General features: G+C 67.4%; 19 protein-coding genes. 18 read left to right on the top strand and 1 reads right to left on the bottom strand.

Translation table 11 applies throughout. From position 1 onward, the window contains the following. The first annotated feature begins 312 nt into the window (after positions 1-312). The 13 genes from OXK16_14020 to OXK16_13960 all read left to right on the top strand — a co-directional run bounded on the left by OXK16_14020 (position 313) and on the right by OXK16_13960 (position 14,882). Complete coding sequence (locus OXK16_14020) at positions 313-1,332, top strand: histone deacetylase family protein (protein MDE0377061.1); 1,020 nt, start codon at positions 313-315, stop codon at positions 1,330-1,332. Positions 1,333-1,508: 176 nt separating this feature from the next. Next, a complete protein-coding gene (gene ppk2 / locus OXK16_14015; protein MDE0377060.1) occupies positions 1,509-2,339 on the top strand; it encodes a polyphosphate kinase 2 in 831 nt (276 codons plus the stop codon). A gap of 18 nt (positions 2,340-2,357) precedes the next feature. After that, the gene (locus OXK16_14010) at positions 2,358-3,164 is read left to right on the top strand and encodes a CoA transferase subunit A (protein ID MDE0377059.1); all 807 of its coding nucleotides are present in this window, start codon (positions 2,358-2,360) and stop codon (positions 3,162-3,164) included. Positions 3,165-3,206: 42 nt separating this feature from the next. Next, positions 3,207-3,932 carry a CoA-transferase subunit beta gene (locus OXK16_14005; protein MDE0377058.1) on the top strand — a complete coding sequence of 242 codons (726 nt, stop codon included), beginning with the start codon at positions 3,207-3,209 and terminating at the stop codon, positions 3,930-3,932. Between the two features lie 81 nt (positions 3,933-4,013). Then, on the top strand, positions 4,014-5,156 hold the full coding sequence (locus OXK16_14000; protein MDE0377057.1) for an FAD-binding oxidoreductase: 1,143 nt from the start codon (positions 4,014-4,016) through the stop codon (positions 5,154-5,156). 91 nt (positions 5,157-5,247) lie between these two features. Beyond that, positions 5,248-5,925, top strand: a complete 678-nt coding sequence (locus OXK16_13995; GenBank protein MDE0377056.1) for an AroM family protein — start codon at positions 5,248-5,250, stop codon at positions 5,923-5,925. A 369-nt stretch (positions 5,926-6,294) separates the two neighbouring features. Further along, positions 6,295-7,485 (top strand): ROK family transcriptional regulator, encoded by a 1,191-nt coding sequence (locus tag OXK16_13990; protein MDE0377055.1) that lies wholly within the window; start codon positions 6,295-6,297, stop codon positions 7,483-7,485. After that, a complete protein-coding gene (locus OXK16_13985; GenBank protein ID MDE0377054.1) occupies positions 7,482-8,768 on the top strand; it encodes a M20 family metallopeptidase in 1,287 nt (428 codons plus the stop codon). The genes OXK16_13990 and OXK16_13985 overlap by 4 nt, the downstream gene beginning before the upstream one ends. Continuing rightward, positions 8,765-10,957: a substrate-binding domain-containing protein gene (locus tag OXK16_13980; protein MDE0377053.1), complete on the top strand. Its 2,193-nt coding sequence runs from the start codon at positions 8,765-8,767 to the stop codon at positions 10,955-10,957. The genes OXK16_13985 and OXK16_13980 overlap by 4 nt, the downstream gene beginning before the upstream one ends. A 79-nt stretch (positions 10,958-11,036) precedes the next feature. Beyond that, positions 11,037-11,993, top strand: coding sequence for an ABC transporter permease (locus OXK16_13975; protein MDE0377052.1), 957 nt, complete (start codon positions 11,037-11,039; stop codon positions 11,991-11,993). Between the two features lie 6 nt (positions 11,994-11,999). Beyond that, positions 12,000-13,205 carry an alanine racemase gene (locus OXK16_13970; GenBank protein MDE0377051.1) on the top strand — a complete coding sequence of 402 codons (1,206 nt, stop codon included), beginning with the start codon at positions 12,000-12,002 and terminating at the stop codon, positions 13,203-13,205. Continuing rightward, positions 13,202-13,996 (top strand): ATP-binding cassette domain-containing protein, encoded by a 795-nt coding sequence (locus OXK16_13965; GenBank protein ID MDE0377050.1) that lies wholly within the window; start codon positions 13,202-13,204, stop codon positions 13,994-13,996. The genes OXK16_13970 and OXK16_13965 overlap by 4 nt, the downstream gene beginning before the upstream one ends. A gap of 115 nt (positions 13,997-14,111) precedes the next feature. Continuing rightward, a complete protein-coding gene (locus OXK16_13960) occupies positions 14,112-14,882 on the top strand; it encodes a glucosamine-6-phosphate deaminase (protein ID MDE0377049.1) in 771 nt (256 codons plus the stop codon). A 134-nt stretch (positions 14,883-15,016) separates the two neighbouring features. Here OXK16_13960 and OXK16_13955 read toward each other — a convergent pair whose 3' ends face one another. Continuing rightward, positions 15,017-16,132 carry an NAD(+)/NADH kinase gene (locus tag OXK16_13955; protein ID MDE0377048.1) on the bottom strand — a complete coding sequence of 372 codons (1,116 nt, stop codon included), beginning with the start codon at positions 16,130-16,132 and terminating at the stop codon, positions 15,017-15,019. 153 nt (positions 16,133-16,285) lie between these two features. Between OXK16_13955 and gcvPA the strand changes: the two genes are divergently transcribed. The 5 genes from gcvPA to OXK16_13930 all read left to right on the top strand — a co-directional run bounded on the left by gcvPA (position 16,286) and on the right by OXK16_13930 (position 23,178). Next, on the top strand, positions 16,286-17,662 hold the full coding sequence (gcvPA, locus tag OXK16_13950) for an aminomethyl-transferring glycine dehydrogenase subunit GcvPA (GenBank protein ID MDE0377047.1): 1,377 nt from the start codon (positions 16,286-16,288) through the stop codon (positions 17,660-17,662). Continuing rightward, positions 17,659-19,215, top strand: a complete 1,557-nt coding sequence (gcvPB, locus tag OXK16_13945; GenBank protein ID MDE0377046.1) for an aminomethyl-transferring glycine dehydrogenase subunit GcvPB — start codon at positions 17,659-17,661, stop codon at positions 19,213-19,215. The genes gcvPA and gcvPB overlap by 4 nt, the downstream gene beginning before the upstream one ends. A gap of 7 nt (positions 19,216-19,222) precedes the next feature. Continuing rightward, the gene (locus tag OXK16_13940) at positions 19,223-20,953 is read left to right on the top strand and encodes an FAD-dependent oxidoreductase (GenBank protein MDE0377045.1); all 1,731 of its coding nucleotides are present in this window, start codon (positions 19,223-19,225) and stop codon (positions 20,951-20,953) included. Between the two features lie 130 nt (positions 20,954-21,083). Beyond that, positions 21,084-22,016, top strand: a complete 933-nt coding sequence (locus OXK16_13935) for a dihydrodipicolinate synthase family protein (protein ID MDE0377044.1) — start codon at positions 21,084-21,086, stop codon at positions 22,014-22,016. A 190-nt stretch (positions 22,017-22,206) separates the two neighbouring features. Next, positions 22,207-23,178 (top strand): 3-hydroxyacyl-CoA dehydrogenase, encoded by a 972-nt coding sequence (locus tag OXK16_13930; GenBank protein ID MDE0377043.1) that lies wholly within the window; start codon positions 22,207-22,209, stop codon positions 23,176-23,178. Positions 23,179-23,347: the final 169 nt, after the last annotated feature.

The following is a 23,347-nucleotide window of genomic DNA, read 5'->3' as shown; positions in this document are numbered from 1 at the left end:
ACACACCACCGTGATACCGAGTAGCACGTAGTGATGAACAGTTGACCAAGCCTAGCCCCAATTATTCATGGTCGGGGTTTGTCCGGGTGACGGAGATGGGTGCTTCGTGCTCCTGACCTGGGGTTATAGCCGTTTGACCCCCGATCTTCCGACCGGGTGTCAAATCAAACCGCTGCGTGAAGGGCGGCCGCGTTGCAAATGGTGTGGTTGAAGTGGCCTGATCCGCGTCGGTGTGCGGGGAACAGGAATAATCAGGGCTAGCAACCGGCCCTAGCATCCTCCCTGGCAGCCCGATGACCTCGGAGGAGCCCCGTGCAGGTCTATGTCCATCCCGACCACCGTCTCCATAATCCCTCGGAGCCCCACCGATTCGGGGGAGTCCTCTTGCCTCCGGCGGAGACCGCGGCGCGAGCCGACCGCATTCTCTCCGCCCTGGCACAGCTCGAAGCAGTCGACGTGGTCTGCCCCCCTCCTGTGGACGAGCAGGACTTGCTCCTCGTACACGAGCCCGAGTACCTGGAGTTCCTGCGCATGGCGCACGACCGCTGGCGGGCCGCCACCGGCGCCCCGGCCGACGGCGAAGCGGTGGCCTACATCCGTCCCATCCCCGGATTGCCGGGCCGTCCCCCTACCCACGTCGACGCTCAACTCGGCATCTACTCCAACGATGTCGATCCGATCCTGGAAGGCACCTGGCCGGCGGCGCTCTCGGCGGCGGCATCCGCTGTCGCCGCGGCCGGTGCCGTCCATGACGGAGGGCGGGTTGCCTATGCCATCTGCCGCCCTCCCGGCCACCATGCCGCTCCTGCGACCTTCGGCGGCTACTGCTACCTGAACAACACCGCGCTCTCGGCGGCGTGGCTGGCGTCACGGGGGGCCAGAGTGGCGATCGTGGATGTCGACACCCACCACGGCAACGGCACCCAGGCGGTGTTCTGGAGCCGTGGGGACGTGCTGACCATCTCGATCCATGGTGATCCCGAGGTACATTTCCCATTCTTCTCCGGATTTCCCGAGGAGCGGGGGGACGGGGCCGGGTCGGGCGCCAACCTCAACCTTCCCCTCCCGAGCGGGTCCGGTTGGCCGGCATACCGCCCCGCCTTGCAGGAGGCCGTCGAGGCAGTCGGTTCCTTCGGAGCAGAATTCCTGGTGGTGGCTCTGGGGGTGGACACCCATGTCACCGACGGCGTGTTGGCCCTGACCGACCAGGACTATCCGCTGCTGGGGGAGGCTCTGCGCACCGGCCTGCCCACGGTGATCATCCAGGAGGGTGGCTACGGTCCCGGCGTACTCGAGGCGGCAGTGCCTGCGGTGCTGGCCGCCTTTGTGTAGTAGCCAGTGGCCAGTCAGCGGCCTATGGGTGATCAAGTTCCCCTGGCCCCCCGGCCTGTGTTCCCTCCCCAACAATTCCGTTAGACCATTCACTGACCACTGACCACTGACCACTGACCACTGACCACTGACCACTGACGACTGGCCGCTCGGGGCTTCGTTTAGTCTTGGGCGGCATGAGTGTTGATTTCCTGGAAGCGCTCGACTCGCAAGCGCCCGACCAGGACCGACCCAAGCTCAAGCGGAAGGTCTACGAGGCGGAGTTGGGCCGGCTGCAGGAGGAGCTGGTCCGCCTGCAGCGCTGGATCAAGCACCAGGGTCTCAAGGTGGTGGTCATCTTCGAGGGCCGTGATGCGGCCGGCAAGGGTGGTGTGATCAAGCGGATCACGGAACGGCTGAATCCCCGCGTCGTGCGGGTGGTGGCGCTCGGCACCCCCAGCGACCGGGAGAAGACGCAATGGTGGTTCCAGCGGTATGTGGCCGAGTTGCCCGCCGCCGGCGAGATGGCCCTCTTCGATCGCAGTTGGTACAACCGCGGGGTCGTGGAGCCGGTCATGGGTTTCTGCACCGAGGAGGAATACCGTGAGTTTCTCCGCTCGTGTCCCGAGTTCGAGCGCATGCTCATCCGCTCCGGCATCATCCTGATCAAGTACTGGTTCTCCGTGAGCGACGCTGAACAGGAGAGACGTTTCCAGTCCCGGATCCACGACCCGAGAAAGCGTTGGAAACTGTCCCCCGTCGACGTGGAGGGGAGGTCCCGATGGGTGGAGTTCTCCAAGGCGAAAGACATCCTGTTCGCCCACACGGACATCAAGCAGGCCCCCTGGTACGTGGTCAACGCCGACAACAAGAAGCGTGCTCGCCTGAACTGCATCGCCCACCTGCTGGACCAGATTCCCTACGAGGATGTTCCTTGGGACGACATAGAGCTACCCGAACGTCAGTCGGGGGTCGGCTACGTCCGTCCGCCTATCACGGATCAGACCTTCGTCTCCGAGAGGTACTGAGGGCCTTTTCTCGGCAAGATGGCAGAGCACCTCGACCTGACGACCGCTATCTCCCGCCACGTCCGGGACGGCGACACGGTGGCGCTGGAGGGCTTCACACATCTGATCCCGTTCGCGGCCGGCCACGAGATCATCCGCCAGGAGAAGCGCAACCTGACCGTGTCGAGGATGACCCCGGACCTGATCTACGACCAGTTGATAGGGGCCGGATGTGTTCGCAAGCTTCTTTTCTCGTGGGGCGGGAACCCAGGAGTCGGTTCGCTGTACCGCTTCAGGGATGCGGTGGAGAACGGCTGGCCGACACCCCTCGAGTTGGAGGAGCACAGCCACGCCGGTCTGACCAACCGGTACGTGGCCGGAGCTTCCGGGATGCCGTTCACTGTCATGAAGGGATATCTCGGCACTTCGCTCGGCGAGATAGCCCCTCATGTCCGGTTTCTGGACTGCCCCTTCACCGGCGAGCCGGTGGCGGCGGTGCGCGCCCTGAACCCCGACACGGGGATACTCCACGCCCAGCGGGCGGACCGGACTGGCAACGTCCAGGTCTGGGGGATATCCGGGTGCTTCCGGGAGGTGGTCATGGCGTCCCGACGGGTCGTGGTGACGGTGGAGGAGATCGTCGACGTCCTGGAGCGGCGCCCCGGCGACTTCGTCATCCCCTCCATGGCTATCACCGCGGTGTGCGAGGTGACCGGGGGCGCCTGGCCATCCTACGTGCAGGACTACTACGACCGCGACAACGACTGGTATCGCAAGTGGCCCGCGCTCAGCAGGGATCGTGATGCCTTCCTGGCCTGGCTGGACGAGTACGTCATGGGAGCTTGAGCCGTGGCCGACCGCACGCCGGCGTGGGCCGCTGATGAGATCATGTCCGTGGTGGCATCCCGCCTCCTAAGGGACGGCATGTCATGCTTCGTGGGCATCGGCATCCCCAGCACGGTCGCCAATCTGGCCCGCAACACCCACGCGCCGAACCTGTTCCTCATCTATGAAGCAGGGCCTCTCGGCGCCAAGCCCTACCGCTTGCCGCTGTCGATTGGCGACGGCGAGTTGGCGGAGACCGCCGACGCGGTTGTTTCGGTGCCCGAGGTCTTCAACTACTGGCTACAAGGCGGACACATCGATGTCGGCTACCTGTCCGCCGCCCAGATCGATCGGTTCGGCAACCTGAACACCACCGTCATAGGCCCGGACTATCACGATCCGAAGGTTCGCCTACCCGGAGCGGGAGGCGCTCCCGAGATCGCCGCCCACTGCCATGAGGTGACGGTGATCATGCGCCACACCAGGCGGGCCTTCGTGCCCCGGGTCGACTTCGTGACCTCGGTCGGCCTGGGTCCGGCGCCCGACGCCAGGTCCCGGCTCGGCTTCCGGGGGGCTGGGCCTGTCAACGTCATCACCGACCTGGGGATACTGAGGCCGGATCCGCACGACAACGAGCTGACCCTGGTGGCGGTGCATCCGGGTGTCGACATGCAAGAAGTCCAGGATCAGACCCAGTGGCCGCTCAGGGTGGCATCACCCCTCGACGTGACGGATGCCCCGACCAGCGAGGAGTTGGCGGCGCTCCGGGACCTCAAGAGCCGTACCTAGTGGTAGGTCCGTGGAATGGCGGCGTGGGATGAACGCCAGAGCACGCCTGGTTGTTTCGCAGACGGACCACTGAGAGAAGGCATGGCCGGCCGCACCTGTGATGTCCTCGTGATCGGCGGGGGAGTGACGGGTTGCGCGACGGCCTGGAATCTGGCCGGGCTCGGCGCCGAGGTGCTGCTGCTGGAGCAGTTCGACCTCAACACCCAGGCGTCGGGGAGGAACGCAGGCAGCCTCCACGGCCAGATCCAGCACTCCTCGTTCCTGGAGTTCGGTGAGGAATGGGCCCGCGGCTTCCTGCCGGCCCTTCGATTCCTGGCCGACTCCCTGGAGATGTGGAGGGATCTGAGCGATGTGCTGGACACCGACCTGGAGGTCTCGCTCAACGGGGGCCTCCTCATCGCCGAGACCTCCGAGCAGATGGGGGACATAGAGCGGAAGGTCGCCATCGAGCGGTCCGCCGGCGTGGAATCCGACCTCCTCGGGCCTGCAGACCTCCAGCGGATCGCTCCCTACGTGTCCGAGTCGATGGTGGGCGCCCAGCTCACCCGGGTGGAGGGGAAGGTCAACTCGATGCTGGCGGCGCCCGCATTCGCCCGCGCCGCCGTGTCCAGGGGAGCGGTCATCCGGACCGGCGCCGAGGTGATCGGGCTGGAGTGGCATGACGGCACCTTCACCGCCTCCACGCCCGTCGGTCAGGTGAGTGCCGGCCGGGTGGTGCTGGTTACGGGCAACGACCTCAACCGGTTCGCCTCGATGTGGGGTGGTGACCTGGCCATCTCCGACGATCCGGCCCAGGTCGGCGCGACCGAACCCCTGGCTCCGATGGTCCACCACCTGGTCTACTTCGCAGGCGGCCAGTTGACCTTCAAGCAGGCCAAAGCCGGGACTTTGCTGATCGGCGGCGGCTGGTCATCGGACCTCGACCCCGTGACCGGCCACAACAGGGTCAATCCCCGCAACCTGGTCGCCAACATGAAGGTGGCGCTGCGGGTCGTGCCGTCGCTGGCCGGAGTCCGCCTGATACGCACCTGGCCCGGACGCGGCCTGGCCACCCCGGACCTGTCCCCGATCATCGGCAAGGTCGGCCCGCCCGGCCTCGTGGTCGGCGTCTATCCCCACATGGGCCTGACGGCGGGCCCGCTCATGGGCCGCGTGCTGGCCCAGTTGGCGCTGGACCGCACCCCCGAGGTCGACCTGACCCCCTTCGCCCCCGACCGCTTCTGACATCGATCGCCCGGGGTTCCCGGTGCGGACTCCGTCGGGGCCCGATGCGGGTCCTAGGAGTCATGATGGTGTGGAGCGGTAGTGTGTCCCCGTGATCGGAACTGTCTGCGTGGTCAACCCGAACAACTCGGAGAACATCTCCCTACAGATCGAGGATGCCGTGAGTGCCCTTGCTCACGACATGGGAGTCGAGGTGGAGGTGGTCACCTGCCGCGGCGGTCCCGCGGCCATCGAGTCGGACGAGGACGTGGCCGCCGCGGTCGGCCCCATGGTTGAGACCGCCCTGGCCCATCCCGCCGATGCCTACGTAGTGGCGTGCTTCTCGGATCCGGGGGTCGCCGAGTTGAGGAACGCGCTGGAGGCGCCGGTGTTCGGAATCGCCGAGTCGGCTGTACTCGCCGCCATGTCTCGAGGACGTAGGGTCGGAATCATCTCCGCCCTCGACATCGCCATACCGCGCCACTACCGCTACTGGGACCGCATCGGCGTGTCGGCGCGGATCGTGGCCGACATCGCCACAGGCAGGGGAGTGCTGGATCTCGAGAGCGAGGATGCCTACCAGGACGTGCTCGTAACCGGGCGGAAGCTGGCAGAGGCCGGCGCGGAGGCTGTGGTGCTGGGATGCACCGGTATGACCCACCTCCGCACCCGGCTCCAGAGCGACCTCGGGATGCCGGTCATCGAGCCATGCCTGGCGGCGCTCACCCTCGCCGCCTCAGCTCTCCGGGATGCATCTCCGGAAACCGGAACGGATTCGCCTCTCCGGTAGAAGCAAGGCCGGCAGCCCGCGTTTCCAACACCCCGGCGGCTCCAGCGCACCTCTGACCGAACATTCGGCACCCCTCGCCGCGTCTCCGCACCGCTCGACCGGCTTCGGGGGTCCTCCAGCCCTAACCGGTGTGCCCTTCTCCGGCGAAATAATTAGTAAAGTAACTTGACAAACTAACTCGAAGAGGGTGACAATAAGGCGAGTCGGCAACATCCACCCGGTCGCCAGGCCGCATGGATTGCCGTCAACGGATCACGAGGATGGGATGACGTCCGGCACCTGCGGCTACCGGTGTGTATCGGGTTTCCGGGACAGGCGGTCACCGGCGCGGCGCGACGCCCACTTCCGACACCTCGAGGAGCGCGAGACGTGATAGACGGATCCGGCTCCTGGGCACTTCGCCTCCGCAACGGTCAGGCGGTCTTCGACGAGTTCATGGAGGCTGCGCCGTTCCCGATCTCTCGCGCCACCCTTGCCCGCCGGACCGGCTTGTCGAAGCCGACCGTGTCCGCCCTGGTGTCCGACCTCGAGGACGCCGGCGTGGTGAGCCTCATCCCTCCCGAAGCGTCGCAAGGCCGGATCGGGCGCCCGGCCGCGCCCTACGCGCTGGTTCCGGACGCCGCGGTGGTGGTGGGAGTGGACATGGGGGCCACCAAGGTGATCGTGGGTGTCGCCGACCTCCTCGGGCGGGTACTGGCGGAGGACCGTATCGAGACCGCCTCCAATGCCCGGGCAGCGGTGGACACGGTCGTGGGGTCTACGACCCGGCTGCTCGCGAGCCTCGGCAAGGGCCACCTCCTGGAGTCCGGGTGTGTAGGCGTGCCCGGCGTGTACCGGCCGCGGCCGGACAGGGTGGAGATGTCCCCCAACCTCGCAGGATTCTCCGATCTCCCGATCCGTGCGGAACTCTCCGAGCGGCTCGGCGTGCCGGTAACGATCGAGAACGACGTGAACCTGGCGGCGGTGGCTGAGGCTGAGGCGATGGACGACCGTGGTGGGCTCGACTTCGTCGCCATCTCGGTCGGCACCGGAATAGGCGCCGGTCTGGTGATGGACGGGAGGCTGTACCGGGGAGGACACGGCGCCGCCGGAGAGCTCGGGTCGATCGACATCTCGGGCGTGACCGACAACCGGGCGGGACGCCTGACGCTGGAGGATCTGGCCTCCGCTCCGGCTATCCGTAGGCGGTTCCGCCATGCAATAGACACCGGCCTTACCTCCCGCCTCGAGCGCGATGCCGAGGTCTCGGAGATCCTCCTCGCGGCGTCATCGGATGACGAAGCCGCGTCCGAGGCCCTCGGCATCGCCGCCGAGGCGATGGCATCGGCGGTGGCCTGGCTTTGCTGGTTCAGCGATCCGGCCCGGATCGTCTTCGGGGGAGGGGTGGGATCCAATCCCATATTCGTCGATGCCGTGCGCTCCAGACTGGGCGGTTACCTGGACGAGACGCCCGAACTGGTCGCTTCGGCACTGGGGAGCCGGGCTGCCTTCATGGGAGCGATCTCAACCGCTCGGGCCTCGGTGAGGACCACGTTCGTACGGGGCCGGTTGGGCCGATGAAGGCGAACCTGAGGTCATCGGCCGACGAGATCGCAGCCGCGGTCAACGAGGAGGAACTGGTCGGACTGGTTCTGGAGGCCGTAGGGATCCCCAGCGTCACTCCGCACGAGCAGGCCTTCGCCGAATGGGTCGGGAGCCGGATGGAGGAGGGGTCCTGGGACCGGGTGCGTCTTGTAGAGGCAGAACCGGGACGGCCCAACGTCTACGCGGAGACCGGCCGGGCACGAGGACGTTCCCTGGTACTGGCCGGGCATCTCGACACGGTGCACGCGGACGACTGGGTGCGGGAGTGGGGCGGGACCGACCGTTCCGACCCGTTCACCGGACGCATTGTCGACGGCGAGATATGGGCCCGAGGCGTCACCGACCAGAAGGCGGGAGTCTGCTCGATCATCGAGGCGGTTAGAGCAGTAAACCGGGCCGGATACCGCCTGTCCGGCAGCCTCACCGGACTGCTTGTGTGTGATGAGGAATCCGGTCAGCCCGGCACCGGGCTCTCCGTGGGAATGCGGGCAGCCGTGTCGCACCTCTTCGACGGTCCCGGTGAGGCACCTGACTTCGCCATCTACACCGAGCCGACCACGGGGGCGATCTACACCGCACAGATGGGTTTCCTGATCGCCGACGTGACCCTGACCGGCCGCTCGGCCTACTTCGGATCCCCCGAACTCGGAGTGGATGCGCTGCGGGCCGGCCACGCGCTGCTGAGCGAGCTATGGGACCGGGACGAGACCCTGCGGGTCGGGGAGGCCCATGACCTGCTCGGTGAGCGCTTCCTGCTGGTCACCCACGTCGAATCCGGGGGCAACATCGCTGTTCCGGGGGATTTCCGGCTGTCGCTCATCCAGAAACTACTTCCCGGTGACGACCTCGACCGCCAGGCCGACGCATTGCGGGACATAGCCGCGCAGGTGGCGGACCGCCACGGCGTATCGGCCGAGGTGGTCTTCTCCGCCTCCCGCGATCACCCGGTGGGCGGAACACCCGACGAGGTCCCGGCGGATCATCCGGGCGTCCGCTCGTTGATGGACTCGATCGAACACACGACCGGAGGACGCGCCCGGATCGAGGGCGCCCCCTACTGGTCCGAGAAGCCACTGCTCCGGGCGGCCGGGATCCCCGGCGTGTACTTCGCTCCCGGAGACATAGCTACCTGTCACACCCCATTCGAACGGCTCCCGATCCAGGAGTTGATCTCCGCTACCCGCACCCTCGCGCACTTCGTGGCGTCGTGGTGCGGAGTGGAGGCGCCAGGGAGAGGTCGGCCGGAGGAGGAACAATGAAGACAAGAACAAGGACATCGAGGCGGCGGATGTTCATTGCCACGATGGCGGTGCTCGGCCTGCTGGCTGCGGCCTGCGGCGGTGATGACGTAGCCGAGGAGACGACGACCACCAGGGCAGCGACCACCACCCAGACCCCCGGCACCACCGCGGCGCCTGCTGCGCCGGTGGCGCCTGTGACTCGGGGGCCGGGGGGTGAGTCGGCTACGCCGTCGGGTGAGATTGCGCTTTCGGCGGATGAGATCGCTGAGGTGAAGGCGGGTGGTTACACGGCTGCGTTGTTGTGGCATACCGCGGGTGCGTTCACTGATGCGGTGAGCCAGGGAGCTCGGGACGCGTTCGCCGAGTTGGGTATCGAGGTCATTGCTGAGACCAACGCGCAGTTCGACGCGGCGCAGCAGGCCAACGACGTGGAGACGGTGATGGCTCAGAACCCTGACATCATTATCAGCTTGGTTCTGGATCCGGTGTCGGGCGCGGAGGCGTTCCGCCCGGCTGTGGACGCGGGCGTGCAGCTGGTGTTCTTGAGCAACGTGCCCGAGGGATACGTGCATGGGACCGACTATGTCGGGGTGGTGACCGATGACCTGGCGGCGATGGGTATCGCTGCGGCCGATCTGCTGGCTGACGCGTTGGGGGGTCAGGGAAAGGTGGGGTTCATCTTCCATGATGCTGCCTATTACGTGACGAATCAGCGGGATCAGGCGTTCAAGGCCTGGATCGAGGCTGCTTATCCGGGCATCGAGATCGTCGATTCCCAGGGTTTGGCGGACCCGGCGGCTGCTGAGGAGATCGCGGCGTCGTTGTTGACCCGCAATCCTGACCTCAACGGCATCTACGCGCCGTGGTCGGCTGGGCCGGCCGATGGTGTGTTGGCGGCTTTGCGGGCGGCGGGCGCTTCCGATGTGGCGGTGGTGACGCTCGACTTGGACACGAACGTGTCGTTGGATCTGGTGGAGGGTGGCAACATCGTGGGGATCGCCGCTGACGAGGCTTATGCGCTGGGCCGGACGATGGCTCTCGAGGGCGCCTACGGCCTGGTCGGCAAGCCGGCGCCTCCCTTCGTGGTCGTTCCCGCCATCAAGGTCACCGCTGACAACATCGTCGACGCCTACCGCCAATCTCTGGCAACCGACCCACCAACCGAAGTCATGCAAGCCCTCGGCGAGGCGCCTGCTGCGCCGGTGGCGCCTGTGACTCGGGGGCCGGGGGGTGAGTCGGCTACGCCGTCGGGTGAGATTGCGCTTTCGGCGGATGAGATCGCTGAGGTGAAGGCGGGTGGTTACACGGCTGCGTTGTTGTGGCATACCGCGGGTGCGTTCACTGATGCGGTGAGCCAGGGAGCTCGGGACGCGTTCGCCGAGTTGGGTATCGAGGTCATTGCTGAGACCAACGCGCAGTTCGACGCGGCGCAGCAGGCCAACGACGTGGAGACGGTGATGGCTCAGAACCCTGACATCATTATCAGCTTGGTTCTGGATCCGGTGTCGGGCGCGGAGGCGTTCCGCCCGGCTGTGGACGCGGGCGTGCAGCTGGTGTTCTTGAGCAACGTGCCCGAGGGATACGTGCATGGGACCGACTATGTCGGGGTGGTGACCGATGACCTGGCGGCGATGGGTATCGCTGCGGCCGATCTGCTGGCTGACGCGTTGGGGGGTCAGGGAAAGGTGGGGTTCATCTTCCATGATGCTGCCTATTACGTGACGAATCAGCGGGATCAGGCGTTCAAGGCCTGGATCGAGGCTGCTTATCCGGGCATCGAGATCGTCGATTCCCAGGGTTTGGCGGACCCGGCGGCTGCTGAGGAGATCGCGGCGTCGTTGTTGACCCGCAATCCTGACCTCAACGGCATCTACGCGCCGTGGTCGGCTGGGCCGGCCGATGGTGTGTTGGCGGCTTTGCGGGCGGCGGGCGCTTCCGATGTGGCGGTGGTGACGCTCGACTTGGACACGAACGTGTCGTTGGATCTGGTGGAGGGTGGCAACATCGTGGGGATCGCCGCTGACGAGGCTTATGCGCTGGGCCGGACGATGGCTCTCGAGGGCGCCTACGGCCTGGTCGGCAAGCCGGCGCCTCCCTTCGTGGTCGTTCCCGCCATCAAGGTCACCGCTGACAACATCGTCGACGCCTACCGCCAATCTCTGGCAACCGACCCACCAACCGAAGTCATGCAAGCCCTCGGCGGATAGGCTGTAGACGTCCGAGTGTCCGAAGGAACTGCCGGAAGTGAAGGCGGTCCGTAAGCCGCTTCGAGCCGTAGCCAGGTCGATGCGGTTGCGGGCACGCCAAGGCGACGATGGCGGGTTTCGACAGTACGTCGTTTACCTGGCCTTCGTCTCGATCCTCGCCGTCTTCGCCCTGTTCCTGTGGGACGACGGGTTTCTCAGCACTTCCAACCTGCTGAACATCGGCCGCCAGGCTGCGCCCATCGCGGTGATGGCGGTGGGGATGGCCTTCGCCCTGGCGTCCGCGGAGATCGACCTGTCGGTGGGGTCCACGGTGGCGCTCTCCTCCCTGGTGGCGGCGGTGGTGGTGGGCGATCACGGGTTCCTGGCGGGTGCCGCCGCGGCGGTGGCCACCGGGGTCGTAGTCGGCCTGTTCAACGGTCTGATCACCGTCAAGGTCCGGATTCCCTCCTTCCTGGTCACCCTGGGCACGCTGGGCATCATCAGCGGCATCGCCCGCAACGTGAACAACCTCCAGTCGATGCCGATCCGGGACGACACCTTCTCGGCTCTGTTCGGCGCCGGCTCGTTGGGCCCGGTCTCGTCCCTGGTCGTCTGGACGATCATCGTGTTCGCGCTGGGCCACTTCGCGCTACACCACCTGCGCTGGGGCCGCCACGTCCTGGCCACGGGGGCGAACCGGGAGTCGGCTAACGCATCCGGGCTCAACACGGACCGCATCAGGGTCAGCGCGCTGGTGGCGAGCGCCACCGCCGCCGCCTTCGCGGGGGTGTTGCTGGCAGGACGGCTGGCCATCGGCCGCCACGACCTGGGCGAGAACGACCTGCTGACCGTGATCGCGGCGGTCGTCATAGGTGGCACCAGCCTGTTCGGGGGGCGCGCCTCGATCGCGGGGGCGGTGACCGGGGCGGTCATCATGGCGATGCTCAACAACGGGCTGATCCTGATGGGGCTGGAGGTGGCGGACCAGCTGATCGCCCGCGGCGTCATCATCATCCTCGCCGTGGCGCTCAGCATGCGAGCACCGCAAGAAAGTTGAGTGACGATGTTCCTGAGGACACTTCTGACGCGTAACCGGCCCTTCGTAGAGGCGGCCATCCGGCTCCACCAGGAGGGGAGCATCCCCGCCAACAGCTACGTCCTGGATCTCGACACGATCGAGGCCAACACCCGCTACTTCTCGGTCCAGGCCCACCGCCGGGGCCTCACCGTCTATGCGATGAGCAAGCAGTTGGGCCGTGCCGGGGGTGCGTTGGATGCGATAACCCGGGGCGGCGCCGACGGTTACGTGGCGGTCGACATGGCCTGTGCCCGGCCCATCGTGGCCGGCGGGCACAGGCTGGGCAATCTGGGGCATCTCGTCCAGATCGCGCGGGGGGAGACCGGTGAGGCGGCCGGCATGGCCCCCGAGTACTGGACCATCTTCTCCCGCACCAAGGCGTCGGAGGCCTCCCGCGCGGTGGCGAGGCTCGGACGGACCCAGGATGTGCTTCTCCGGATCTGGAACGAGGGTGACACCTTCTACCCCGGGCACGAAGGGGGGTTCCACATCGACGAGTTACCGGCCGCCATCGCCTTCGTGAACCGCACCGACGGGCTGCGGTTCGCCGGTATCACCACCTTCCCCGCGCTTCTCTACGACAAGGAGACCAGGAAAGTGGCCGCCACTCCCAACGTAGAGACCCTCGCCCGGGGAGTGGAGGTGGCCGCCCGCACGCTCGGGGACGGGGCCCGCATCGAGGTCAACGCTCCCGGCACTACGTCCACTGCGGTCCTCGATCTGCTGGCGGACATCGGGGCTACTCAGGTGGAACCCGGCCACGGCCTGACCGGTTCGACGCCGCTGCACGCGGTGGAGGAGCTACCCGAACAGCCCGCCGCCCTCTACCTCACCGAGGTCGCCCACCTGCACCAGGGCGTTCCGCTGTGCTTCGGCGGCGGCTTCTACGTCGACCCGGTCTTCGACCCGTACGGCGCACGGGCACTCGTGGCGGCCGCCCCCGAGGACGCGTCCACCGAGCCGGTGCCTCTCGACATGCCCGACCCGGCCGGCATCGATTACTACGCGAGGCTCCATCCACCGGCATCCCGCACCGTCGAGGAGGGGGACACGGTGATCTGCGGCTTCCGTGTTCAGGCCTTCGTGACTCGGGCCTGCGTGGTGGGATTGACGGGCGCCCGGACGGCCACCCCGGTGGTGTCCGGCGTCTGGAACACCCTGGGCGACCCGATACCGGAGCGGCAGGGATGACCTCTCCCGCCCTCGAGGTACGGAACCTGTCGAAGGCGTTCCGGGCCGTGCAGGCACTGGATGGCGTTTCTCTCGATCTTCACAGTGGACGGGTGACGGCGCTGCTGGGTGACAACGGGGCCGGTAAGTCGACGCTCGTGAAGTGCCTGGCCGGGATATACCAGCCGGACTCGGGCAGCATACGCATCGACGGGGCCGAGCATCGGATCTCCTCTCCGGATGTGGCCCGCTCGCTGGGCGTCGAGTCCGTCCACCAGGATCTGTCGCTCATCGACACGCTGAACGTGGCCGAGAACCTTTTCCTGAACCGGGAGTACACGCGCGGCGGGCGGTTCGGGTCTCGGTTGGGGTTGCTGAACAAGCGGCGCATGCAAGAGGAGTGCGGCGAGACCCTGGCCCGTCTCGGCATCGCGCTCCCGTCGCTGCGCAAGCCGGTCGGCCTGCTGTCAGGCGGTCAGCGTCAGGCCATCGCCATCGGCAGGGCGGTGGCCTGGGGTCAGCGGATCGTGCTCCTGGACGAGCCCGCCGCGGCGTTGGGCGTCGAGCAGGCCCGCCGGGTGCTGGACCTGATCCGGACGCTGCGGGACGCGAACGTGGCGGTGCTGCTCATAACACACAACATGGACCGGGTCACGGCGGTGTGCGACACGGCCGTGGTGCTACGACAGGGCCGCAAAACGGCGGAGGTCGACGTCAGCCAGGCGACGCAGGACGACCTGGTGGCTTTCATCACCGGCGCGCGGGCCACCGAGTCCCCGGCAGGAGAGCCTCGGGTAGGTTCGAGCCCGTGAAGGCCGGCGCAGGTCGGTCCGCCCGGTCCGGGAGCCCGTCCGCAGAGCACCCTCCCACACCGGACGGGCGCACCCCCCGGGTCGAGTAGTCCGGCTGCGAAGGACTGCGCTGCAAGTGGAGGTCATCGTCGCCTCGGACAGCGATGTAATGGCCGGCCGCGCGGCGGATATCGTCCAGGCGTTCCTCGCTTCCACTCACTCGCCGGTGCTCGGCCTGGCTACCGGCGCGTCCGTGCAGCCCCTCTACCGGGAACTGGTCCGCCGTTACCGCGAGGAGGCGTTCTCGTTTGCCGCGGCCCGAGCCTTCCTGCTCGACGAGTACGTGGGGCTCGATCCCGACCATCCGCAGCTGTACCGCAACGTCGTCCGCAGCGAGTTGACCGGACAGGTCGGCCTCCGACCCGCCCACCTGTTCTCGCCCGACGTCTGCTCGGCCGAATTGGAGGAGGAGTGCGCCCGCTACGACCGCATGATCAGCCGGGCACGGATCGGGCTCCAGATCCTCGGGATCGGGCGCAACGGCCATCTCGCCTTCAACGAGCCCGGCTCGGCCTTCGACTCCCGCACCAGGGTCGTGAGCCTCACCGCGACTACCCGGGCTGACAACGCCCGGTTCTTCGACACCCCGGATGAGGTACCGCGCCGCGCGGTGACGCAGGGTCTCGGCACGATCATGGAGGCCGGCCATCTGATGGTCATGGCATCCGGCGCGGCCAAGGCCGCTCCGGTGCTGAAGGCCCTGCGCGGCCCGGTGACAGAATCCGTGCCGGCCTCGATCCTCCGGACTCACCCCCGCGTCACCCTCGTCCTCGACTCTCAAGCAGCAGACGCGGTTGTGAACTGTGCCGGCGCACCGATGCGTAGCCCGACCAGACAGCAGCCGTAGGAGGGCTCGGACCGGTCCTGTCGTCGGCGGTTCAGGAGGGTGCTGAAAAAGACGGGGATAGCTTGGCCCACGATGCGTTGACCGGGGGTCTCATCGCCGGATAACGGGCCAACTCGACATTCTTCAGTACCCTCCTAGGTGACCACTTTCATGACCGTGCTGCGACCGGGGGCGGTGTGGACCCTGCGATATCCCAGCATGACCGGCCGGGCCGCTTCCACGCCGGTGTCCACCCGGAGGACGGGCGGGTCCAGGAGGCTTACCTTCTCCTCGCCTGCCAGGATCGTTACGTTGTCCTCCCCGACCCGGCTGACCACCTCAGGGCTGATCTGCTGGTTGCCTCTGCCGAGCAGGAAACCCTGGCCGCCTATCACCCCTAGGTAGATCGTGGCCGGAACGCCTGGCGACAGAAGGGCGACCAGTTCGGAGGCTGTGACGTTGGCGGCGACCATCCGGCGGTCGCGAACCACGTCCACTCCGGCCAGGGTCCCCTCCAGGTCCAGGTGGTCGAGGATCCGGGCCACCGTGGTGCCGGGTCCGAGCACGTAGAGATGATCGGGCGCCATTTCGTCGGCGAGCTTCTTGCACAGGCGGTCCAGGCTGGCGTCGTCCCCGAGCGCCGTGGTGGCCTTGCCCGGCTGGAGAAGGTCACGGACGAAGGGGACGGATGCTACCGAGAAGCCGGCTACGTGGCCCGGGTCGTCCCCGGCGTCCAACACCTCTCGCCTGGTCAGAGGGACCTTGTCAGGCGTCGCCAGGTAGCGGGCCGCCATGGCGCCGGCCGCCTCCGGCGTGTTCCCGAACACGGCGGAATGCATCTTGACACCGGTGGGGATGCCCACCACTGGAACCTCGGTACCGACCACCGCCACGATGTCGCGGGCGGTCCCGTCCCCTCCGGCGAAGGCGATCAAGCCGACGCCCCCCTCCAACATCCGGGCGGCTACCCGGCGAGTGTCGGACGAGGTGGTCGGGCCCGACCGCACCGGCACCACCTCCGGTAGGAACCCGGCCTCTCGAGCGACGGTCTCTCCCATGTCACAGCCGCCGGCGAGAATCGGCAGGTCTGGTAGGGCGTCCGCCAGCAACCTGACGGCCCGGCCCGCCCGCCGGTGGGCGATGGGGACCGCTCCGAGGGCGGCGGCCTGCCGGTAGGTGTCACCGTCGGTGCCGTGGAGGCCCACCGATCCCCCCATTCCCGCGATCGGGTTGACGATCAAGCCCAACCGGATGGGCCCAGCTTGCTCCATGACGCACCAAGCTAGTGGTCCGCCGGTGGAAGGTGCGAGATTGCGTGCGGTCCACCACCTGGTCCGCGGCGCAGGCTCCATCGGTAGAGTTAGGGGTCAGCAAGATCAGCGCGAGACCGAAGGTGTGATGGAGTGAACAGAGCCCACCCCTACATGGCCAACTCTACGGAGGAGACCAAGAAGCACATGCTCAACGCGATCGGCGCGGCCACCGTCGATGAACTGTTCGAGCAGATACCCGACGAACATGTGACCACCCGGCGGTTCGAACTGCCAGAGCCCCTCGTCTCGGAGGTGGAGCTGAAGCGACATATGACCGGGGTGCTCGGGAAGAACGAGCACTGCGAGGACAACCTCAGCTTCCTGGGAGGCGGCACCTGGCAGCACCACGTGCCGGCCATTTGTGATGAGATATGGACCCGCAGCGAGTTCCTGACCTCGGTGTGGGGTACAGGTTCATCCGACTTGGGCCGCAATCAGGCCTGGTTCGAGTTCGCCAGCCAGTTGGGGGAGTTGGTGGGGATGGAATTCGTGGGCCTGCCCGTATACAGCTGGGGCGCCGCCGTGGGCCACTCGATGCGGATGGCGACCCGGATGACGGGACGCGGCCGGGTCCTGGTTCCGGCCCTCATGGATCCGCAGCGTCTGGACGTGGCCCGCACGTACGCCGGGTTCCCGGAGCAGGAGGGCCACATCGAGATCGCCCATGTGGGTTACGACCCGGCCACCGGACGCCTCGACCTGGCCGACCTCGACAGCCGTCTTGACGACGGAGTTGCCGCGGTCTACTTCGAGAACCCCGCCTACCTCGGTGTGATCGAGGATCGGGCCGCCGAGATCGCGCGTATGGCCAGAGCCGCGGGGGCCGAGACCATCGTCGGCGTCGATCCGACCTCGCTCGGCGTGATCGTCCCGCCCTCCGACTACGGCGCCGACATCGCGGTCGGGACCACCCAGCCGCTCGGCATCCACATGAACGGCGGCGGCGGGGTCGGGGGCTTCATCGCCACCCGGGACGAGGAACGCTACGCCCGGGAGTACCCCACTCTTCAGGTCAGCCTCACCGACACCACCCACGAGGGGGAGCGGGCGTTCGGACTCGCTCTCTTCCAGCAGAGTTCATACGGCTCCCGGGAGGACGGCAAGGACTGGACCGGGAACTCGGTCTATCTGTGGGCGATCGCCAACGCCGCCTACATGTCGGTACTGGGACCGGCCGGCTTCGAGGAGTTGGGCGGAGCGATCCTCCGGAGGAGCCACTACGCGGCCAGGCGACTGGCAGCCGTGCCGGGGGTGTCGTTGCCATGGCCGACCGGCTTCTTCAAGGAGTTCGTGGTCGGTTTCGACGGCACGGGCATCCCGGTGGCCGAGATCAACCGGCGCCTCAGGGACCACGGCATCTTCGGCGGCCGCGACCTGAGCAGCGACTTCCCCGATCTGGGCCAGAGCGCTCTCTACTGCGTGACCGAGGTGCATAGCCGGGCCGACATTGACCGCCTGACCGCTGCGCTGGAGGAGGTGACCCGATGACCACCAACGGATTGAGGAAGTACCACGCCGCGGTCTGGGACGAGCCTCTGGTGATGGAGATGGGCGCCCCGGGCCGCAGGGGGCAGCTCTTCCCCGTGGACGAACCCGATCTCGACGGGGTGGTGGGTGACACCTCCGACCTGATCCCCGAGTCCCTGCGCCGGGGCCGCCCGGCCGACCTACCCGAGCTCTCGGAGCCCGAGGTGCTGCGCCACTACCTGCATCTCAGCCAGGAGGTGCTGGGGATGATGGGAATCAGCCTGTTCGGCACCTGCACCATGAAGTACAACCCGCGCGTTACCGAGGCGCTCACCCGGCAGCCTTTCGTGGCCGAGACCCATCCCGATCAGGACGTCGAGACCCTCCAGGGCACGCTAGAGGTCATCCATGGGCTCGACCGGATGCTTCGGGATCTGACCGGCATGGACCAGTTCGTGTTCCAGCCGGGAGGAGGCGCCGACGCCGCCTTCCTCCACGCCACGGTGACCAGGGCCTACCACGAGGCCCGCGGAGATCTGGCCCAACGGCGGGAGATCATCACCACCGTCCAGGCCCATCCATGCAATCCCGCCACCGCCGCGGCGGCCGGATTCGACGTGATCAACCTTCCCCTCGAGGAGAAGGGCTACGCGTCGGTGGAAGCGCTCCGGGCGGCGGCATCCGAGCGTACAGCGGCCCTGATGGTCAACAACCCGGACGACATCGGCATCTACAACCCCCACATCAAGGAGTGGGTGGACATCGTCCACTCCGTGGGCGGGCTCTGCTTCTACGACACCGCCAACTTCAACGGCGTGATGGGCCGGATCCGGGCCCGGGATCTGGGCTTCGATGCCTGCATGATGATGCTTCACAAGACCTTCGGCGCTCCCAAGGCGGGCGGCGGACCGGCGGTGGGCGCCTACGGGTGCTCGGAAGAGCTGGCCCCGTACCTGACCGCGCCGGTGGTGGTCAAGGGAGACGACGGAGCGTTCGCCATCAGGGTGCCCGAGCACGCCGGCAGCACGCAGGTGCGCGAGTACCTGGGCAACATCCCGGTCATCATCAAGGCCTACTCGTGGCTCCGGGCGCTGGGCGCGGCGGGGGTCAAGGAGGCGGCCGACCTGTCGCTGCTGGCCAACAACTACATGGAGACCCGCCTACTCCGGATCCCCGGTGTGTCCAAGGGCCTACCCCATCTGGACGAGTACCGGATGGAGATGACCCGCTACAGCCTGGGCGAGCTCACGGAGGAGACCGGGGTCACCACCGTCGACGTCGCCAACCGGATGGTCGACTACGGCGTGGATGCCTTCTGGATGAGCCACGAGCCCTGGTTCATCCCGGAGCCGTTCACGCCCGAAGCGGGGGAGATGTGGTCGGTCGAGGACCTTGACTACTGGATCGATGTCATAGCGGCCATCTGCGAGGAGGCACGCACCGATCCCGAGTTGGTCAAGACCGCTCCCCACAACCAGCCCATCCACCGGGTGGTCGGGAGCGGGCTGGACGATCCCGACCGGTGGGCCACCACCTGGCGAGCGTACCGCCGCAAGAACGGGCTCGAAGGCTGATCCGAGCGTGCGGGTCGGCGTACCGGGGGTCGAGCCTCCCGCAGAATCGGTCCGGCTGACCTTCGAGGGCCATCCGGTGGAGGGGGTGGTGGGCGATACGCTGGCGTCGGCGCTGGTCGCTGACGGCGAGATGGGTCTGCGCGAAGCGGTGGACGGAGGCCGGCGGGGTGTCTTCTGCGGGATGGGCGCCTGCCACGAGTGCGCGGTGGTGGTCGATGATCGGCCGGGGACGCTGGCCTGCATGACCGGCGTGGAGGACGGGCAGGAGGTAAGCCTGCAGCCGGCCGCTCCCGGACCCCCGGACGTCTCCCCGGGCGACCGACCGAGGCGTGAACTCTCGCCGACGGTTCTGGTGGTCGGTGGCGGGCCGGGAGGTCTCTCGGTGGCTTCGGTCATCGCCGGGCACGGGGTTGACGTGGTGGTCATCGACGAGCGCTCCAAGCTCGGAGGCCAGTTCTACAAGCAACCTCCGCCGGAGCGGGCCATCGACGATTCGCGGATCGATTCCCAGTACCGGGCCGGACGCAAGCTGATCGCTCGGGCGCACGAAGCCGGGGTCCGGTTTCTCAACGATGTCACCCTGTGGGGGGCCTTCGCGCCCGACTCGCTGGCCGCCAGGAGCGAGGACTGCGACTGGGTGTTCCGGCCCCGGCGGCTCGTGCTCGCGACCGGTGCCCACGAGCGACCCGTTCCCATCCCGGGCTGGACCCTGCCCGGCGTGATGACGACCGGGGCCGCCCAGACCCTGCTCAGATCGAGCCAGGTCGCCCCGGGGGAGCGGGTGGTCCTATCCGGCAACGGCCCGCTCAACATGCAGGTTGCGGCCGAACTGGTCAGAGCCGGGGTCGAAGTTGTGGCGCTGGCCGAGCAGGCGGATCTCCGGTGGTGGCGCAACCTCGGCAGCGGCGCCGGGATGCTTGCCGCAGCGCCGGAGTTGGTCGCCAAGGGGTTCTCCTACCGGACCACCCTGGCCCGGGTTCCGGTCATCGACCGCGCCTCGGTGGTGGAGATACGAGGCGACGAGCGAGCGGAGGCGGCGGTCGTGGCCCGCCTGGACGCTTTCGGCAGTCCGGTACCGGGAACGGAGCGGGAGTTCGCCGCCGACGCGGTCTGCCTCGGTTACGGGTTCATCCCGGCCAACGAGATCTCCCGCGCCCTGGGGTGCGATCATCGCTACGACCCGGGCTCCGGCACGCTGGTTGCGGTTCGCACAGCCACCGGGCGGACGTCGCTCGACTCGGTCTGGGTGGTGGGAGACGCCGGGGGGATCAACGGCGCCTACGTGGCGACCGCCCTCGGCGCCATCGCCGGCGGCGATGTCCTGGCGGACCTCGGAGCCGTGTCGCCCGACCACCTGGACCGAGCCTTGTCGCCCGTCCGCAAGACCCTCCTCCGGCACCGGCGCTTCCAGCACCACCTCCGCGGCCTCTATCGGGCGGAGCCACTGACAACCGAGTTGGCCCACGACACCACCCTCGTCTGCCGGTGCGAATCCGTCACCCTCGGCGAGTTACGAGAAGCAGCGGCCGGCGGCGCCACGTCTGCCGGTGCGACCAAGCGCCTGACGCGGGCCGGCATGGGCAAGTGCCAGGGCCGCTACTGCAGCCCGTCGGTGCTCGCCGTGGCCGCCGAGGCATCAGGACTGGCGCTCGGGGAGTTCTCCGGCTTCGCCCCCCAGGCCCCGATCCGCCCCGTGTCCATCGGCGAGGTCGCCGGGACTGCTATAGCGCCCGATTAGGAGGTGCTGAGAGAGACGGGGCTAGCTTGCCCGCCATGTCTCGACCCGGGGATTTGTTGCCGGCTATGGGGCCAACCTGGAGATTCTTCGGTACCCTCCTAGAGTGGCAGGACTGGCGACTGGAGGAATGATGGCCAAAGAGTTTCGGGGCAGTTACACGGTATCGGTCACTCCTTTCACGGAGGACGCCTCGGGCATCGACTTCGGAGCGTTGAAGAACTTCCTGGACTGGCAGCTGGAGGTCGGCGTGCCGGGAATCATCGCGCTGGGCAGCACGGGGGAGTTCCTGACGGTGAGCGACGAGGAGCGCCGCCAGATCGTGGAGACGTACGTCAACCACATCGATGGGCGCATGCCGGTGATCATCGGCACGATGAACGCCCACACGCCGAATGCGGTCCGCCACAGCCGCCAGGCGGAGGATCTGGGCGCCGACGGCGTGATGATCATCCCGCCCTACTACTACACGCCCACCGACGACGAGATTTTCAGGTACTACGAGGCGATCGACGCGGCCATCTCGATCCCGATCATGCTCTACAACAACCCGGTCACCTCCAATGTGGACATGTCGGCCAAGCTCCAGGCCAAGCTGTGTTTGGAGTTGGAGTCGGTGCAGTACGTCAAGGAGTCCAGCATGCATCTCTCCCGCGTGCCGGAGGTGATAGAAGCCTCCGGGGGCCGGATGAAGGTATACGCCGGTGAGTGGGTGGTCGACTCCTACCTGCTTGGGGCGATCGGCTACGTCAACCCGTTCGGCAACTACCTACCTCGGGCTTCCGGCCGTATCTTCGAGCTGCTCGAGGCCGGCCGTATCGACGACGCCCGGGCCATCTGGCGCCCGATCGACCGGATCGAGCACGCGATCGCCGAGGGCCATCCGACCTATGGCCACCAGTGCTACTCCAAGGCGCTCGCGGCCGCGGTCGGTCACCCGATGGGTGACGTGAGAGCGCCGCTGACCACCTACGCCGAGTTGGGCGAGGAGGGCCGCGAACGGATGGCGAGGCTGATGCCGCTGGTCGAGGAGGCCGATTCGCTGGCCGAGTCGTTCGGTCTCTAGTGGTCTGTCTGTGTAATGGCGGTGTGGTATGGCGTCGGCAGCGGTGTTCCTCGCAAGGCCCGCTGACGAAGGCGTACCCGCAGGGTACGTTGAGGAAGCGGAACGCAGCGACGGGGCGCCGATGGCCGCCAGAGCACCCGGTTGTTTCGCAGACAGACCACTAACCACTACCCCGCTCGCGCTTGAGTAAGTGGGAGGATCGGACTCCCCGGCTCGGCATGACCGTGGCCGCGGTCGAATAGGCATAGTCGGGGGAGGGTCGATCGGTGTCGGCTGGGCGATCGTCTTCGCTCGGGCCGGCCACGTCACCACGGTGTTCGAACCGGAGGGGCGCCGTCGCGGGGTCCTGGTCGAGGAGGTGAAGGTCCGGCTGGGCGAGTTGGACGGCTTCGGTCTTCTGGACGAGGCGCCCGGCGAGATTGTCGCCCGGCTGGCGGTCACCGGCGATCTGAGCGAGGCGATGGACGGCGCCGTCCATGTCCAGGAGTGTGCTCCCGAGTCCCTTCCCCTCAAGCTCGAACTGTTCGAGAGGATGGACGAGGGCGCGGATGACGCCACCACGCTAGCCAGTTCCTCCTCCTCCATGACCATCTCCGGGATAGCCGCCGGGCTTGCCGGACGCTCTCGGTGCCTGCTCGCCCATCCCGGCAACCCGCCCTACCTGATCCGGGTGGTCGAGCTGGCGCCGGCGCCGTTCACCGCCGGGGAGACGGTGGATGCGGCCCGCGAGCTGTTCTCTGCCGCCGGGATGCTGCCGGTCACGGTCCACCACGAGATCGATTGTCTGGTCTTCAACCGGCTACAGGGCGCGCTGCTCCGGGAGGCCCTGTTGCTGGTCAGGGACGGAGTGGTCTCGCCGGCTGATCTCGACCTGGTGGTGTCCGAGGGATTGGCCCGGCGGTGGTCGGTGATCGGCCCCCTGGCCGTCGCCGAGTTGAACATTCGGGGCGGCATCGTCGCCCATGCCGGGTTCATGGGCCCCGTATACGGTCGGATCGGGATGGAGCGCGGTCAGGAAGACCCGTGGGCATCCGACGTGGTGCAGCGGGTGGCCGAGGACCTGGAGTCCAGATTCCCGTCGTCCCGCCGGGACGATCAGGTGCTCTGGCGTGACCGGGAGTTGATGCGTCTGGAGTCTGATCGGCGCCGTCGGTCAGATTGACTGTGGTCCTCCTAAGGGCGGGCATCACCGGTTCAAGGTCGGTGCTTCCACGCTTCCGTACCGATGGGATCGTGAGAACGCGAAGAATAGGGGGTTCTAAGGCAGCGATTAGAATGATACGTTCATGGACATGGACGCCATCACCAACCTGCTGATCTCGCTGGTCGCC

The organism is bacterium (assembly GCA_028821235.1).
Lineage (GTDB): Bacteria > Actinomycetota > Acidimicrobiia > Spongiisociales > Spongiisociaceae > Spongiisocius.
Note: the sequence above shows the minus strand (reverse complement) of the source record. Positions and strands in the feature narration are given on the sequence as shown.

Excerpts from the sequence above, each read along its gene's own strand:
- ppk2 (MDE0377060.1), top strand. The coding sequence starts at position 1,509 with ATGAGTGTTGATTTCCTGGAAGCGCTCGACTCGCAAGCGCCCGACCAG.
- OXK16_14010 (MDE0377059.1), top strand. The coding sequence starts at position 2,358 with ATGGCAGAGCACCTCGACCTGACGACCGCTATCTCCCGCCACGTCCGG.
- OXK16_14005 (MDE0377058.1), top strand. The coding sequence starts at position 3,207 with ATGTCCGTGGTGGCATCCCGCCTCCTAAGGGACGGCATGTCATGCTTC.
- OXK16_14000 (MDE0377057.1), top strand. The coding sequence starts at position 4,014 with ATGGCCGGCCGCACCTGTGATGTCCTCGTGATCGGCGGGGGAGTGACG.
- OXK16_13985 (MDE0377054.1), top strand. The coding sequence starts at position 7,482 with ATGAAGGCGAACCTGAGGTCATCGGCCGACGAGATCGCAGCCGCGGTC.
- OXK16_13980 (MDE0377053.1), top strand. The coding sequence starts at position 8,765 with ATGAAGACAAGAACAAGGACATCGAGGCGGCGGATGTTCATTGCCACG.
- OXK16_13975 (MDE0377052.1), top strand. The coding sequence starts at position 11,037 with ATGCGGTTGCGGGCACGCCAAGGCGACGATGGCGGGTTTCGACAGTAC.
- OXK16_13970 (MDE0377051.1), top strand. The coding sequence starts at position 12,000 with ATGTTCCTGAGGACACTTCTGACGCGTAACCGGCCCTTCGTAGAGGCG.
- OXK16_13965 (MDE0377050.1), top strand. The coding sequence starts at position 13,202 with ATGACCTCTCCCGCCCTCGAGGTACGGAACCTGTCGAAGGCGTTCCGG.
- OXK16_13955 (MDE0377048.1), bottom strand. The coding sequence starts at position 16,132 with ATGGAGCAAGCTGGGCCCATCCGGTTGGGCTTGATCGTCAACCCGATC.
- gcvPA (MDE0377047.1), top strand. The coding sequence starts at position 16,286 with ATGGCCAACTCTACGGAGGAGACCAAGAAGCACATGCTCAACGCGATC.
- gcvPB (MDE0377046.1), top strand. The coding sequence starts at position 17,659 with ATGACCACCAACGGATTGAGGAAGTACCACGCCGCGGTCTGGGACGAG.
- OXK16_13935 (MDE0377044.1), top strand. The coding sequence starts at position 21,084 with ATGGCCAAAGAGTTTCGGGGCAGTTACACGGTATCGGTCACTCCTTTC.